Raw genomic sequence first — 12,488 nt, forward strand, 5'->3', positions numbered from 1 at the left:
CGGTGGCGGGCATGGGGTGCGCCCTCAGGGCCGGTGCCTGATGTTACCGACCCCACCACGTGGCGCAGTCCACCTCTCGCTCAGCGTGAAACGGATCACCCATTGGAGGGAAGCTTCAGCCGAAAGCCGTTTCGGTGAGCCAGGCCGGGTCGAACTCGCCCGCGGCCACGATGACGGCCGGTCCGGTCATGTCGATCCGCCCGTCGGGGTGCTCGGTGATGACCAGCGTGCCGCCGGGGAGGTCGACGGTGTAGGTGACCGGTGCGCCGGTGGCGGCCGGGTCCGCGCCGTCGCGGCGGATGGCGGCCACGGCGACGGCGCAGGCGCCGGTGCCGCAGGAGCGGGTCTCGCCGGAGCCGCGCTCGTGCACGCGCATGGCGACGTGCCGGGGGCCGCGGTCGACGACGAACTCGACGTTGACGCCCGTCGGGTAGGCGGACACCGGGGCGAAGGAGGGGGCGGCGAGGAGGTTTCCGGCGTCGTCGAGGCTGTCGACGAAGGCCACGGCGTGCGGGTTGCCCATGTTCACGTTGCGCGCGGGCCAGCTCGTGGCGCCGACCGTGACGGTGACGTCGCCCTCGGGGAGCTCGGCGCGGCCCATGGAGACGGTGACGTCGCCGTCCTTGTCGAGGTGGACGCGCTTGACCCCGCCCCTGGTCGCGATGGCGAGGTCCCCGGGTTCGACGTGGCCGGCGTGCTGGAGGTAGCGGGCGAAGACGCGCACGCCGTTGCCGCACATCTCGGCGACGGAGCCGTCGCTGTTGCGGTAGTCCATGAACCACTCGGCCTCGTCGGCCAGGTGCGCCGCCTCGGGGTGGGCGGCGGACCGCACGACGTGGAGCACACCGTCGGCGCCGATCCCGGCGCGCCGGTCGCAGAGCCGGGCGACGGCCGACGCGGGCAGCTCGACGGCGTTGTCCGGGTCCGGGACGATCACGAAGTCGTTCTCGGTGCCGTGGCCCTTGAGGAAGGAGAGGGTGGTGTGCGTCACCAGCCCATGGTACCGAGGCCCTCCCGGCGGGTACGGAGCCCCTCCCGGGCGGCACGCGGGCCGTTTCCCGGCACCGGTGGCGGAGAACGGTCTAGCGGAGCCTGGCGACCCGGTAGACGGCCAGGGCCACGACGCCCAGCGCGATCGCCGCGTACAGCGCGGCCATGCGCCAGTCGGGCCGGCGGCCGCTCCCCCGGGCCGGAAGCCCGGGCCAGGTGTAGCCCACGCGGCGCGCGGCCATCATCCCCCAGCCGCCGGCGCAGCAGCTGATCAGGAAGCCGAGCATGGCGACGACCGCTCCGCCGTCGCCGAACTCGAAGGCGAGGGGAAAGGCGAACATCAGCGAACCGGTGGCGGCGAGCATCACGATGGGTGCGATCTGCCACAGGCGCAGGCGGCGCTGCGGGCGCAGTTCGACCTCGAACTCGGGGCCCACGGCAGCGTCGGCTCCGGCGGGGTCCGGGGCGTCCGGCCCGTCCGGGGTCAGGCGCACCGGATCGGCGGGAAGCCCCAGCCCTGCGGGGCCGTCAGGCCCGTCCGGCTGGTGCAGGAGCGTCGGGTCCGCTCCCCACAGGGGGTCGTCCCGCCCGGTGTCACGAGGGCCGGCCTCCATCGCCACGCGCCCTCCCCACTCGGACTCAGTACGCCGCAGTTCAGCACCGGTGACCACACCGGCATGAATGTGATGATGGCACGCCCCCGGCCCCGCGACGGGCGCCCGGGGCGTCCCGATGCCATCACGTGATCAGGCTGTGACCGCTCGTTCGACCAACGACTGCGCGAGTCCGGGGAGTTCCCCGCGGTCGGCCACACCCCCGCTGAGCCAGTTCACCCGCGGGTCCCTGCGGAACCAGGAGTCCTGGCGGCGCGCGAAGCGCTTGGTGGCCCGGACGGTCTCGGTCCGCGCCTCCTCCTCGGTGCACTCCCCGGCGAGCGCGGCCAGTACCTGCTGGTAGCCGAGGGCCCTGGAGGCGGTGATCCCGTCGCGCAGGCCGCGGGCCTCCAGTGCGCGGACCTCGTCGACCAGGCCGTCCTCCCACATGCGGTCCACGCGCAGCGCGATCCGCTCGTCGAGCTCGGGCCGGGCCACGTCGACGCCGATCTGCACGGTGTCGTAGACCGACTCGTGGCCGGGGAGGTTCGCGGTGAAGGGGCGGCCGGTGATCTCGATGACCTCGAGCGCGCGGACGATCCGGCGGCCGTTGCTCGGGAGGATGGCCTGCGCGGCGGCCGGGTCGGCGGCGGCGAGCCGCGCGTGCAGGGCGCCGGGGCCGCGGAGCGTCGCCTCTTCCTCCAGCCGGGCGCGGACCTCGGGATCGGTGCCGGGGAACTCCATGGCGTCGAGGGCGCCCCGGACGTAGAGGCCGGAGCCTCCGACGAGGACCGGTGTACGGCCCTGCGCGAGGAGAGCGTCGATCTCGGCGCGGGCCAGGCGCTGGTACTCGGCGACGCTGGCCGTCTCGGTGACGTCCCAGACGTCGAGGAGGCGGTGCGGGACGCCGCCGCGTTCCCCCGGCGTCAGCTTGGCGGTGCCGATGTCCATCCCCCGGTACAGCTGCATGGAGTCCGCGTTGACGACTTCACCGCCGAAATGACGGGCCAGGGCTACGCCCAGATCGGACTTTCCGGCCGCGGTGGGACCGACGACGGCGATGACCCGCGGGGCGGGGGCTGCTTTCCTCACGGCCCCAGTCTCGCAAACCCTGCGGCATGTACCCGATCGGGCTACGTGACGGGGCCGGGTCGCAGTCGTTGCCCTGGCGTGGTTCCGGCCCGGCGCGCCACCGTGGGAGGCCGGTCCGGTCACAGCGGAACTTCACTCACACGAGTAGCGTTATGGGAGTAGACATGGGCATTTTTAGTCGGTTTTTCGGCAGTAAGGACGAGGACGCGACCGACCGGGTCGCGGACGGGGCCCTGACTGCGGAGTCCGGTTCGGCCGAGGGGGCCGAGGCCGCGCCGGCTGTTGCGGAAGCGGGAGCCCCGGCGGCGGAGGCCGTGGAGATTCCGAAGCAGCAGTCGGCCGAGGTCGCAGCGGACAGCGAGGCCGGCGAGGGCGCCCGTACGTAGTTACGCCAACGGAAGGTGCCCCATGGGTCTGCTGGACAATCTGAAGGCCAAGCTCGCTCCGGCGAAGGACAAGGTCGGCGCCCTCGCGCAGCAGCACGAGGGCAAGATCGGCGAGGGTCTGGACAAGGTCGCCAAGGCCGTGGACTCCAAGACCAAGGGCAAGTACAGCGGCCAGATCACGAATGGCACCGGCAAGGCGAAGGACGCCCTGGGCAAGGTCGCGCACAAGGACTCTCCCGGCGGGCCGACGCCGCCGGTCACTCCCTGACGCGCCCCTCCCGCACGTCCGGGGCCGGTCCGGCCCCGGGCTACGACCAGGTGGCGACGAAGTAGCCGACGCCGTACGGCGCGTCCTCGTACAGCAGGCGCCCGTCGAGGCCCGCGCCCTCCGCGGCGCCCGCCAGGACCTGCCACGGAGCCCGGCCGGCGGCCTGGAGCTCGGCCGCGAGCCCGGGGTCGAGGGCGGCGAGGGCGGCGGTGTCGGCGGCGCCGAGCGCGCGGCCGACGGCCGCGTCGAAGGCGGCGGCCCGCTCGTCGAGGTAACCGGGGGCCTTCAGGGTCCGGCAGGCGCTGCCGTCGCCCATCACGAGCAGCGCGACGCGGGTGTCCCGGGCGGCGAGTTCCCGGCCGGCCCGCAGGCAGTCGGCGGTGTCCAGGGGCTCCGCGACGCCGAGCCCCTCCACCGGGGCGGCGCCCCAGCGGGCGTGCGCCAGCAGCCAGGCGCCCACGGCGAGGGACGGGGGCAGCAGGCGCGGCCCCTCGTCACCCTCCCCGAGCTGTACGCCCGCCCCGACCCCGAAGTCCCGGAAGGTGCCCCGGGCACCCTGCGGGTAGGGCCCGCGGTGGCCCCGGTCGGCGGCCCCGACGACGACCAGCAGATCGGGGCGCGAGGCGGCGAGCACGGCGAGGGCGTCGGAACAGGCGGTGCGGGCGTCGCCGAGTTCGGCGGCGGCCCCCGCCGCGACCTCGGGCACGAGCAGCGGCGGGGCGGGGCAGACAGCGGCGGCAACAAGCATGATCCGCAGCCTAACGCGGTCCCGCCGGGCGAACCCGGCGGCGGCCCGCCGAGCGGTTGCCGGCGGCGGCTCCCCCTCGGCCGCTCCCCCGCGGCGGTCCCCCCTCGGCGGCTCCCGTCACCGGGGCCCGCGGCGGGTCCCGTCAGCCCTGCGCGACCGCGCAGCCGGAGGTGACGGCCGGCAGGGGCGCCGGGACGCCCAGGGTCGGGATGCCGAGCATGACACCCTCAGGGCCGGCCGGGGCGGCGTTGCGCTTCTCCCAGGCGTCGCCGGCCCGGGTGCGGCGCACGGAGCGCGTCGGGCCCTCGGCCAGCAGGTGGTGCGGGGCGGCGTAGGTGATGTCCACGGTGACCACGTCGCCGGGGCGGACCTCCGCCTCCGGCTTCGTGAAGTGGACCAGGCGGTTGTCGGGGGCGCGGCCGGAGAGGCGGTGCGTGGCGCCGTCCTTGCGGCCCTCGCCCTCCGCGGCCATGACCTCCAGGGTGCGGCCGACCTGCTTCTTGTTCTCCTCCCAGGAGATCTCCTCCTGGAGGGCGACCAGCCGCATGTAGCGCTCCTGGACGACCTCCTTGGGGATCTGCCCGTCCATGTCGGCGGCGGGGGTGCCGGGCCGCTTGGAGTACTGGAAGGTGAAGGCGTTCGCGAAGCGGGCCTCGCGCACGGCGTGCATCGTCTGCTGGAAGTCCTCCTCCGTCTCGCCGGGGAAGCCCACGATGATGTCGGTGGAGATCGCGGCGTGCGGGATGGCGGCGCGGACCTTCTCGATGATGCCGAGGAAGCGCTCCTGGCGGTACGAGCGGCGCATCGCCTTGAGGATCGTGTCGGAGCCGGACTGCATCGGCATGTGCAGCTGCGGCATGACGTTCGGGGTCTGCGCCATCGCCTCGATCACGTCGTCCGTGAAGTCGCGCGGGTGCGGGGAGGTGAAGCGGACCCGCTCCAGGCCCTCGATCTGCCCGCAGGCGCGCAGCAGCTTGCCGAACGCCTCGCGGTCGCCGAGGTCGGACCCGTACGCGTTCACGTTCTGGCCGAGCAGGGTGATCTCCGAGACGCCCTCGGCGACCAGTGCCTCGACCTCGGCGAGGATGTCGCCGGGACGGCGGTCCTCCTCCTTGCCGCGCAGCGCGGGGACGATGCAGAAGGTGCAGGTGTTGTTGCAGCCGACGGAGATCGAGACCCAGGCGGCGTACGCGGACTCGCGGCGGGTCGGCAGCGTGGAGGGGAAGGCCTCCAGCGACTCGGCGATCTCGACCTGCGCCTCTTCCTGGACGCGGGCGCGCTCCAGCAGCACGGGGAGCTTGCCGATGTTGTGCGTGCCGAACACGACGTCGACCCAAGGGGCCCGCTTGACGATCGTGTCGCGGTCCTTCTGGGCGAGGCAGCCGCCGACCGCGATCTGCATGCCGGGGCGCTTGGTCTTCATCGGGGCGAGCCGGCCGAGGTTGCCGTAGAGCTTGTTGTCGGCGTTCTCGCGGACGGCGCAGGTGTTGAACACGACCACGTCGGCGTCGCCGTCGGAGCCCTCGGGGGCACGCGTGTACCCCGCGCCCTCCAGCAGACCGGACAGCCGCTCGGAGTCGTGCACGTTCATCTGGCACCCGTAGGTGCGCACCTCGTATGTTCCCTTGACGTCCACTGCCGTGCTCCGGTCGCTGCTGCTGGTCATACGACAAGGGTAGGCGGTACCCGGGAGCCCTCCGGTCCCCCGTGCAGCCTGCCCCGCGGCAGGCGGCGGCCGAAGAGGACGGACAGCAGGTCCTGGGCGTCGCCGTACACCGGGTCGCCCTCGCCGAGGGACCAGTCGAGGTCGTCGGCGCACAGCCGGATGCCGGCCAGGTCCACCCCGAAGAAGCGCAGGCCGCGCGGGGTGACGGCGTCCAGGAGGAGCCGCAGCCGGTCCTCCGGGACGCGGCGCGGGTGGCCGAGGGCGGTGGTGATGTCGAGGCCATGGACCACATCGTGGGCGAGTGCGCCGGCGGGCCCGCCGGCCGGGGGCTTCCACGGGTGGTCCGCGTGCTCGCGAAGGAGGGCGGCCAGCTCGTGCGGGGTGAAGGCGGCGGCGTCGCGGCGGGCGGTCCGGTCGGTCATGCCGTGCAGGCTGCCGCGGGCGCGCAGCAGCTCGGCGGCGAACCCTGGGAGGGAGGTGCGGAAGCCGAGCGACAGGTGGGCGGCGACCTCGCGGACGCGCCAGCCGGAGCAGAGGGACGGGGCGTCCCACTGGCCGGGGTCGAGCCCGTCGAGCAGGTCGGCCATGTCGCGGCGCTCCGCGGCGGCGGCCGCGGCGATCGTGCGGCGCCGGGCGGCCCGGTACGTGGAGCGGCTCGTGGAGCGGTGGGTGAATCGGTTCGCGGATCGGTTTTCGGTGCGGTGCGCGGATCGGCTCATGGCACCAGGGTCGACGGCCGGTAGCGCATAAGTCCAAGTGCGGTTCCTTCTGCTTTCTATAATCCGGCGTTATGGAGCTGACGCAGCTGCGGTACTTCGTGGCAGTGGTGGAGGAGGGCGGCTTCACCCGGGCCGGAGCACGCCTGCACGTGTCGCAGCCGGGGGTGAGCGCCCAGGTCCGGCAGTTGGAGCGGGAGCTGGGGCAGCGGCTGCTCGACCGGTCGGGGCGGCGGGTCACGCCCACGGAGGCGGGCGAGGCCGTGCTCCCGTACGCGCGGGCCGCACTGGCGGCGGTGGAGGGCGTGCGGCGCACGGCCGACGAGTTCTCGGGACTGCTGCGGGGCCGGGTGGCGCTCGGGCTGGTCCCGGGGGCGGCCGCGGCGGTGGTCGACGGGTTCGACGTGGTGGGGGTGCTCGGCGACTTCCACGACGCGCACCCCGGGGTGGAGATCGCGCTGGCCGAGGACACCTCGGACCGGATGCTGGCCGCCCTGCTGCGCGGGGAGCTGGACGTCGCGGTGGTCGGGCTGTCCGGGGAGCCGCCGGCGGGGGTCCGCGCACGGGTGGTGGTCGACGAGCCGCTGGTGGCGGTGGTCCGGGCCGGCGACCCCCTCGTACGCGAGTCCGTGGACGGCGCGATCCCGCTGGCGGCGCTGCGCGGGCGGCCGCTGATCAGCCTGCCGCGGGGGACCGGGCTGCGCGCGGTGCTGGAGCGGGCGTGCGCGGAGGCCGGGTTCGCGCCGCGGGTGGACTTCGAGGCGGCGGCGCCGGGGGTGCTGGTCCGACTGGCGGCCCGGGGGCTGGGCGTCGCGGTGGTCCCGTCCGGCGCGGAGTCGGCGGAGGCGGCCGGGAGCGGGGTGCGGGGGCTGCGCGTCGTAGAGCCGGTGCTGCGCGGCCGGGTCGCGCTGGCGTGGCGTACGGAGGGTCCGGCCTCGCCCGCGGCGCGGGAGCTGCTGGGCCGGCTGCGGGCGGGGGTTCGGGAGGGCGCGCCGTGACAGGACGGCGGGCGGGTGGCAGGATCGCGGCCATGCCTCTCGTACCGCCCCGGATCAGCAGGCGCCACGCCCTGCGGGCCCTGGTGGCCGTCCTGGCCGTGCTCGGGGTCCTGGCGTGGTGGCTGAAACCTTTCAGCGCGCCGGAACTCAAGGGCGGGCTGGCCTTCAGCACGGGTGTCCGTACCGGGGTCTACCACCGCTACGGACAGTTGCTGGAGCAGGAGCTGCGACAGGACATGCCCGAGGTGAAGGTGCGGCTGGAGACGAGCGAGGGCTCGCAGCAGAACCTCCAGCGGATCACCTCCGGCGAGGCGGACTTCACGGTGGCGACGGCGGACGCGGTCGCCAAGTACCGGCAGGACGGGAAGCCCGGCGCGGCCTGGCTGCGCGGGGTCGCCCGGCTCTACGACGACTACGTGCAGCTGGTGGTCCCGGCGGGCTCCCCGGTGCAGTCGGCACGGGACCTGCGCGGGAAGCGGGTGGCGGTCGGCCAGGACGGCTCCGGGGTGCGGCTCATCTCGGAACGGCTGCTGACGGCGGCCAAACTGGACCCGCGCCGCGACATCACCCCGGTGTCCATAGGCATCGACACCATGCCGGCCGAGCTGGAGGCGGGCCGGATCGACGCGTTCTTCTGGTCCGGCGGCCTCCCGACCAACGCGGTGCGCGAGCTGTCGGAGCGGTTCGAGATCCGGCTCGTGCAGCTGGGCGACCTGGTGGAGCAGCTCCAGGCGAGCGGGAGCCCGGCCCGCTACTACCGGGCGGCCGTGATGCCGCAGGACGCGTACACGCTGGCCCGCAACACCAGCGCGGTGGCGACGCTGGCCGTACCGAACCTGCTGGTGACCACGGAGAAGGCGGATCCGGAGCTGACCGAGCAGTTCACCCGGACCGTGATCCTCAGCCGCGACGGGATCGGGCGCGAGGTGCACGCGGCGCAGCTGGTGGACCTGCGTACGGCGATCTACACCGACCCGCTGGACCTGCACGAGGGTGCCCGGCGCTACTACCGCTCGGTCAAGCCGTAGCGCCGCACGCCGCTCGGCCCTTTCCAGGGCCCCTGATGCCCCCGACGCCCCTCAGGCCGGCAGCAGCATCGTCGCCGCCGCGGCCGCGCCGATCAGCCCGGCGTCGGTGCCCAGGGCCGCCGGTACCACCCGCAGCTCCTTGACGAAGGAGAGCGTGGCGTAGGCGGCCAGGTGGCTGCGGATCGGGGCGAAGAGGGTGTCGCCGGAAGCGGCGACGCCGCCCCCGATGACCGCGATGTCCGTCTCGACGAGGGTCGCGGTGGCCGCGATGGCCGCGGCCAGGGCGCGGCCGGCCCGGTCGAAGGCGGCCCGGGCGACCGGGTCGCCCGCGTCGGCGGCGGCCGCCACGCCCGCCGCCGTGGCGTCCTCGCCGGGGCTCCAGCCCTGGGCGAGGGCCCAGCGGGCGATGGCCGTGCCGGAGGCGATCGACTCGACGCAGCCGTGGCCGCCGCAGGCGCACCGCTCACCGTCGAAGGCCACGCTGATGTGGCCGATGTGGCCCGCGTTGCCCGTGGGGCCGGGGTGGAGCTGGTTGTTCAGGATCAGGCCGCCGCCGACCCCCGTGGACACCACCATGCAGAGCGCGTTCGCGTGCCCCTGGGCCGCACCGAGCCAGTGTTCGGCGGCGGTCATCGCGACGCCGTCGCCGGCCAGGACGGTGGGCAGTTCCGTCCCGCGCGCCGCGAGTTCGGCCGCGACGCGGGCCTGGACCGGGAACTCCCGCCACGCCCCGATGTTGACCGGGCTGACCGTGCCCCGGGAGGTGTCCACCGGGCCCGCGCTGCCGATCCCGCAGCGGACCGCCGAGGACCACAGCGGGGAGCCGGACAGATCGGCGATCACCTCGGTCACCGCCGCCATGACGGCCTCGGCGTCCGTACCGCGCGGGGTCGGCCGCCGGGTGGCGGCCGTCATCGTGCCGTCGGGGTGGACGAGCGCCCCGGCGATCTTCGTACCGCCGATGTCGATCGCCACGGTCGGGCCGGACGCCGGGGCGCCGGCCCGCGGTGCGGGGAAGGGGGCGGTGGGGGTGGTCACGGTGGCGGCTCCAGGAAGGGGTCAGGATTCAGTATGCGCCGCGGGTGGCGCCGTGCTCTCCCGGGGCTCCAGCCTCGGCCGCTCGCTCTCCCGGACCCGCGGGGCGCTGCCGCCCAGGACGGCGAGGAGCTCCTCGGCCGCCATCCGCCCGAAGCCCGCGGTGTCGCGGACGAGGGCGGTGAGCCGGGGGTGGGTGACCCGGCACAGCGCGGAGTCGTCCCAGGCCACGATCGACAGCCGGCCCGGTACGGGGATGCCCAGCTCGGCGGCGACCGCGAGGCCGGCCAGGGCCATCACGTCGTTGTCGTAGACGAGCGCGGTGGGCGGTCCGGGCGCGGCCAGGACCCGGCGGGTGGCGGCGGCGCCCTCGGCGTCGGAGTAGTCGGTGACCACCGAGCGCACCTGTCCGGGGCCAAGGCCGCGCCGTGCCGCCTGCGCCCGCAGGGACTCGATCCGGCGGGCCGTGTGGGCGAGGTCGGGCAGCCCGGCGACGTGGACGATCCGCCGGTGGCCCAGCCCGTGGAGGTGGTCGAGGACCTGGGCCATGGCGCCGGCGTCGTCCGCGCGCACCGCGGACAGGCCGGCGGACGGCTCGGCCTCGCCGACGGTGACGGCGGGCAGGGCGAGGCGCTCCAGCAGCTCCGGGCGCGGGTCCCGCGTACGCGGGTCGACGACGAGGACCCCGTCCACGCGGCGCTCGGCCCACCAGCGGCGGTAGAGCGCGCACTCCGCGTCGATGTCCTCGACCACCTGGAACAGCAGGGCGGTCCGGGCGGCGGAGAGGGCCTCCTGGACGCCGGAGACCAGCTGGAGGAAGAAGGACTCGACGCCGAGGGTGTGCGCGGGCCTGGCGAGGACGAGACCGACGGCTCCGGAGCGGTCGCCGGACAGGGCGCGGGCGGCGCTGTTGGCCTGCCAGCCGAGCTCTTCGGCGACCCGGCGGATCCGGGCGCGGGTGTCGTGGGAGACGCCCGGCCGGTCGTTGAGCGCGAAGGACACGGCGCTCTCCGACACCCCGGCCTGGCGGGCGATGTCCTTGATGGTGGGTCTGCGGGCCATGGCCTGCCTCATTCGTCCTTCGGGAGGGCCGCGCGCGGCGGAATACGGACGGCGATGGCCGGACGGTACGCGATCGGGCCCCGGCACACCGCCTGGGCCACCGCCCGCCCGTACGGACGTCCGCCGGACCGGCACCCCGCGGACGTACGGACGTCCGCCGCGCCGCTCCTTCCGGATCCGGACGCACCGCCCGCGCGACTGGTTCCGGCGGCCCGGGGAAGAGGTCCGACGTGGCCACGGAGATGACCGGAATACCGCTGCCCTTTTCCGCCGCCTTCCCGGTTTCGAGCCATTTTCCGAACACCACTAAAGCGCATGGTGCACAGCACGCCGAGGCGTATGAGCCCTTCTGCCAACGGGACTGAAGCGCATTAGCTGGAGCCCGACCGAGTTCGCCGGACGCCCTGTTGACTTATCTCCCGGGAGCGCGGAAAGTGCGTCGTCCGGCGCATTCCCCTGAACCCCGACTCCGGGAACCCCCATGCACGGCGAAGCCGCCCCCCGCACCCTCCGCTTCGGCGCGAACTACACGCCGACGCGGGGCTGGTTCCACCACTGGCTGGACTTCGACCTCGACGAGGTCCGGGCCGACCTCGACTCGATCGCCTCGCTCGGTCTGGACCACGTCCGCGTCTTCCCGCTGTGGCCGGTCTTCCAGCCGAACCGGACGCTGATCCGTCCGCGCGCGGTCGAGCAACTGCTCGCGCTGGCCGACGCGGCCGCCGAGCGGGGCCTCGACGTCAACGTGGACGGTCTGCAAGGGCACTTGTCGAGCTTCGACTTCCTGCCCTCCTGGACGAGGACCTGGCACCGGCGCAGCCTCTTCGCCGATCCGGAGGTGCTGGCCGCGCAGGAGGAGTACCTGCGCACGCTGGCCGCCGCCCTCGCCGGCCGGCCGAACTTCCTGGGCATGACCGTGGGCAACGAGATCAACCAGTTCGCCGACGACCCGCACCCCGACCCCGACCGGATCACCCGCGAGCAGGCCGGACGCTGGCTGGAGCGGATGCTCGCCGCCTGCGAGCGGGGCGCGCCCGGCCGGTCCCACGTGCACGCGGAGTACGACGCCGCCTGGTACCGCGACGGGCACCCCTTCACCGCGGCCCAGGCCGCGCGGCTGGGGGCGGCCACCGCGGTGCACTCCTGGGTGTTCAACGGCACCGCGCAGCGGCACGGCCCGTCCGGGACGGCGACCGAGCACCACGCCGCGTACCTGATCGAGTTGTCGAAGGCCTGGGCCCTCGACCCGCACCGGCCGGTGTGGCTCCAGGAGGCCGGGGCGCCCGCGCCGCTGATCCGGCCGGGGCGGGCGGCGCGCTTCACCGAGGCCACCGTGGCGAACGCCCTGGACTGCGCGGACGTGTGGGGGGTGACCTGGTGGTGCTCGCACGACGTGTCCCGCGAGCTGGCGGACTTCCCGGAGCTGGAATACGGCCTCGGGCTCCTCACCGCCGACCGGCGGACCAAACCGGCCGGCGCGGCCATCGCCCGGATCACCGAGGAGTGGCGGGGCCGGGAGCACCGGCCCGCCGTACGGACCACCGCGCTGGCCGTGGACGTCGGCGGGGCGGAGGAGGCCCCGCGGCGCTCGGTGTGCGCGCCGGGCGGGACCTTCTTCGAGGCCTGGGCGGCGCTCACGGCCGACGGGGTCCGTCCGGCGGTGGTGCTGGCCGAGCGGGCCGGGGACCGCGCCCACCTGGCGGCGCGCGGCATCACGGAGGTGCTCCACGCCCCGCCCCCCGCCTGACGGCCGCACGCTCCGGGCGCCCGCCGCCCTCGCACCCCCGGCCCCCGAGCCCGCCGCCCTCGCACCCCCGGCCCCCGCCCGCCCGGCCACTGCCCCGCCCGGCGCCCCGGCCCCGGCCCCGGCCCCGCGCCCCCCCCCCCGCCCCACCCGCGGCGCCCC

General features: G+C 75.0%; 13 protein-coding genes. 5 read left to right on the forward strand and 8 right to left on the reverse strand.

The window, feature by feature from the left end; translation table 11 throughout:
- Positions 1–115 precede the first annotated feature (115 nt).
- The 3 genes from dapF to miaA all read right to left on the reverse strand — a co-directional run bounded on the left by dapF (position 116) and on the right by miaA (position 2,675).
- Complete coding sequence (gene dapF / locus OTB16_RS29140) at positions 116–991, reverse strand: diaminopimelate epimerase (protein ID WP_267723870.1); 876 nt, start codon at positions 989–991, stop codon at positions 116–118.
- Positions 992–1,082: 91 nt separating this feature from the next.
- Positions 1,083–1,604, reverse strand: a complete 522-nt coding sequence (locus OTB16_RS29145) for a hypothetical protein (protein WP_267723901.1) — start codon at positions 1,602–1,604, stop codon at positions 1,083–1,085.
- A 132-nt stretch (positions 1,605–1,736) separates the two neighbouring features.
- Complete coding sequence (miaA, locus tag OTB16_RS29150) at positions 1,737–2,675, reverse strand: tRNA (adenosine(37)-N6)-dimethylallyltransferase MiaA (protein WP_267723872.1); 939 nt, start codon at positions 2,673–2,675, stop codon at positions 1,737–1,739.
- Positions 2,676–2,839: 164 nt separating this feature from the next.
- Between miaA and OTB16_RS29155 the strand changes: the two genes are divergently transcribed.
- Together OTB16_RS29155 and OTB16_RS29160 are read left to right on the forward strand one after the other, a co-directional pair.
- Positions 2,840–3,061, forward strand: coding sequence for a gliding motility protein (locus OTB16_RS29155; protein ID WP_383912145.1), 222 nt, complete (start codon positions 2,840–2,842; stop codon positions 3,059–3,061).
- Between the two features lie 22 nt (positions 3,062–3,083).
- Complete coding sequence (locus OTB16_RS29160) at positions 3,084–3,329, forward strand: antitoxin (RefSeq protein WP_267723876.1); 246 nt, start codon at positions 3,084–3,086, stop codon at positions 3,327–3,329.
- A gap of 40 nt (positions 3,330–3,369) precedes the next feature.
- Here the strand turns inward: OTB16_RS29160 and OTB16_RS29165 are convergent, their stop codons facing one another.
- The 3 genes from OTB16_RS29165 to OTB16_RS29175 all read right to left on the reverse strand — a co-directional run bounded on the left by OTB16_RS29165 (position 3,370) and on the right by OTB16_RS29175 (position 6,462).
- The gene (locus tag OTB16_RS29165; RefSeq protein WP_267723878.1) at positions 3,370–4,077 is read right to left on the reverse strand and encodes a class III extradiol dioxygenase subunit B-like domain-containing protein; all 708 of its coding nucleotides are present in this window, start codon (positions 4,075–4,077) and stop codon (positions 3,370–3,372) included.
- Between the two features lie 142 nt (positions 4,078–4,219).
- Complete coding sequence (gene miaB, locus OTB16_RS29170) at positions 4,220–5,743, reverse strand: tRNA (N6-isopentenyl adenosine(37)-C2)-methylthiotransferase MiaB (RefSeq protein ID WP_267723880.1); 1,524 nt, start codon at positions 5,741–5,743, stop codon at positions 4,220–4,222.
- Positions 5,740–6,462, reverse strand: a complete 723-nt coding sequence (locus tag OTB16_RS29175) for a maleylpyruvate isomerase family mycothiol-dependent enzyme (RefSeq protein WP_267723881.1) — start codon at positions 6,460–6,462, stop codon at positions 5,740–5,742. The genes miaB and OTB16_RS29175 overlap by 4 nt, the downstream gene beginning before the upstream one ends.
- A 71-nt stretch (positions 6,463–6,533) precedes the next feature.
- Between OTB16_RS29175 and OTB16_RS29180 the strand changes: the two genes are divergently transcribed.
- Both OTB16_RS29180 and OTB16_RS29185 read left to right on the forward strand, forming a co-directional pair.
- Positions 6,534–7,457 carry a LysR family transcriptional regulator gene (locus tag OTB16_RS29180; RefSeq protein ID WP_267723883.1) on the forward strand — a complete coding sequence of 308 codons (924 nt, stop codon included), beginning with the start codon at positions 6,534–6,536 and terminating at the stop codon, positions 7,455–7,457.
- Between the two features lie 32 nt (positions 7,458–7,489).
- Positions 7,490–8,485, forward strand: a complete 996-nt coding sequence (locus OTB16_RS29185) for a TAXI family TRAP transporter solute-binding subunit (RefSeq protein ID WP_267723885.1) — start codon at positions 7,490–7,492, stop codon at positions 8,483–8,485.
- A 51-nt stretch (positions 8,486–8,536) separates the two neighbouring features.
- Here OTB16_RS29185 and OTB16_RS29190 read toward each other — a convergent pair whose 3' ends face one another.
- A complete protein-coding gene (locus tag OTB16_RS29190; protein WP_267723902.1) occupies positions 8,537–9,460 on the reverse strand; it encodes an ROK family protein in 924 nt (307 codons plus the stop codon).
- Positions 9,461–9,544: 84 nt separating this feature from the next.
- The gene (locus OTB16_RS29195; RefSeq protein WP_267723887.1) at positions 9,545–10,582 is read right to left on the reverse strand and encodes a LacI family DNA-binding transcriptional regulator; all 1,038 of its coding nucleotides are present in this window, start codon (positions 10,580–10,582) and stop codon (positions 9,545–9,547) included.
- A 481-nt stretch (positions 10,583–11,063) separates the two neighbouring features.
- Between OTB16_RS29195 and OTB16_RS29200 the strand changes: the two genes are divergently transcribed.
- On the forward strand, positions 11,064–12,329 hold the full coding sequence (locus OTB16_RS29200) for a glycoside hydrolase 5 family protein (protein ID WP_267723889.1): 1,266 nt from the start codon (positions 11,064–11,066) through the stop codon (positions 12,327–12,329).
- Positions 12,330–12,488: the final 159 nt, after the last annotated feature.

Origin of the sequence: Streptomyces antarcticus (assembly GCF_026627255.1) — a bacterium.
Lineage (GTDB): Bacteria > Actinomycetota > Actinomycetes > Streptomycetales > Streptomycetaceae > Streptomyces > Streptomyces antarcticus.

Excerpts from the sequence above, each read along its gene's own strand:
- OTB16_RS29145 (WP_267723901.1), bottom strand. The coding sequence starts at position 1,604 with ATGGAGGCCGGCCCTCGTGACACCGGGCGGGACGACCCCCTGTGGGGA.
- OTB16_RS29155 (WP_383912145.1), top strand. The coding sequence starts at position 2,840 with ATGGGCATTTTTAGTCGGTTTTTCGGCAGTAAGGACGAGGACGCGACC.
- OTB16_RS29160 (WP_267723876.1), top strand. The coding sequence starts at position 3,084 with ATGGGTCTGCTGGACAATCTGAAGGCCAAGCTCGCTCCGGCGAAGGAC.
- OTB16_RS29165 (WP_267723878.1), bottom strand. The coding sequence starts at position 4,077 with ATGCTTGTTGCCGCCGCTGTCTGCCCCGCCCCGCCGCTGCTCGTGCCC.
- miaB (WP_267723880.1), bottom strand. The coding sequence starts at position 5,743 with ATGACCAGCAGCAGCGACCGGAGCACGGCAGTGGACGTCAAGGGAACA.
- OTB16_RS29175 (WP_267723881.1), bottom strand. The coding sequence starts at position 6,462 with ATGAGCCGATCCGCGCACCGCACCGAAAACCGATCCGCGAACCGATTC.
- OTB16_RS29180 (WP_267723883.1), top strand. The coding sequence starts at position 6,534 with ATGGAGCTGACGCAGCTGCGGTACTTCGTGGCAGTGGTGGAGGAGGGC.
- OTB16_RS29185 (WP_267723885.1), top strand. The coding sequence starts at position 7,490 with ATGCCTCTCGTACCGCCCCGGATCAGCAGGCGCCACGCCCTGCGGGCC.
- OTB16_RS29195 (WP_267723887.1), bottom strand. The coding sequence starts at position 10,582 with ATGGCCCGCAGACCCACCATCAAGGACATCGCCCGCCAGGCCGGGGTG.
- OTB16_RS29200 (WP_267723889.1), top strand. The coding sequence starts at position 11,064 with ATGCACGGCGAAGCCGCCCCCCGCACCCTCCGCTTCGGCGCGAACTAC.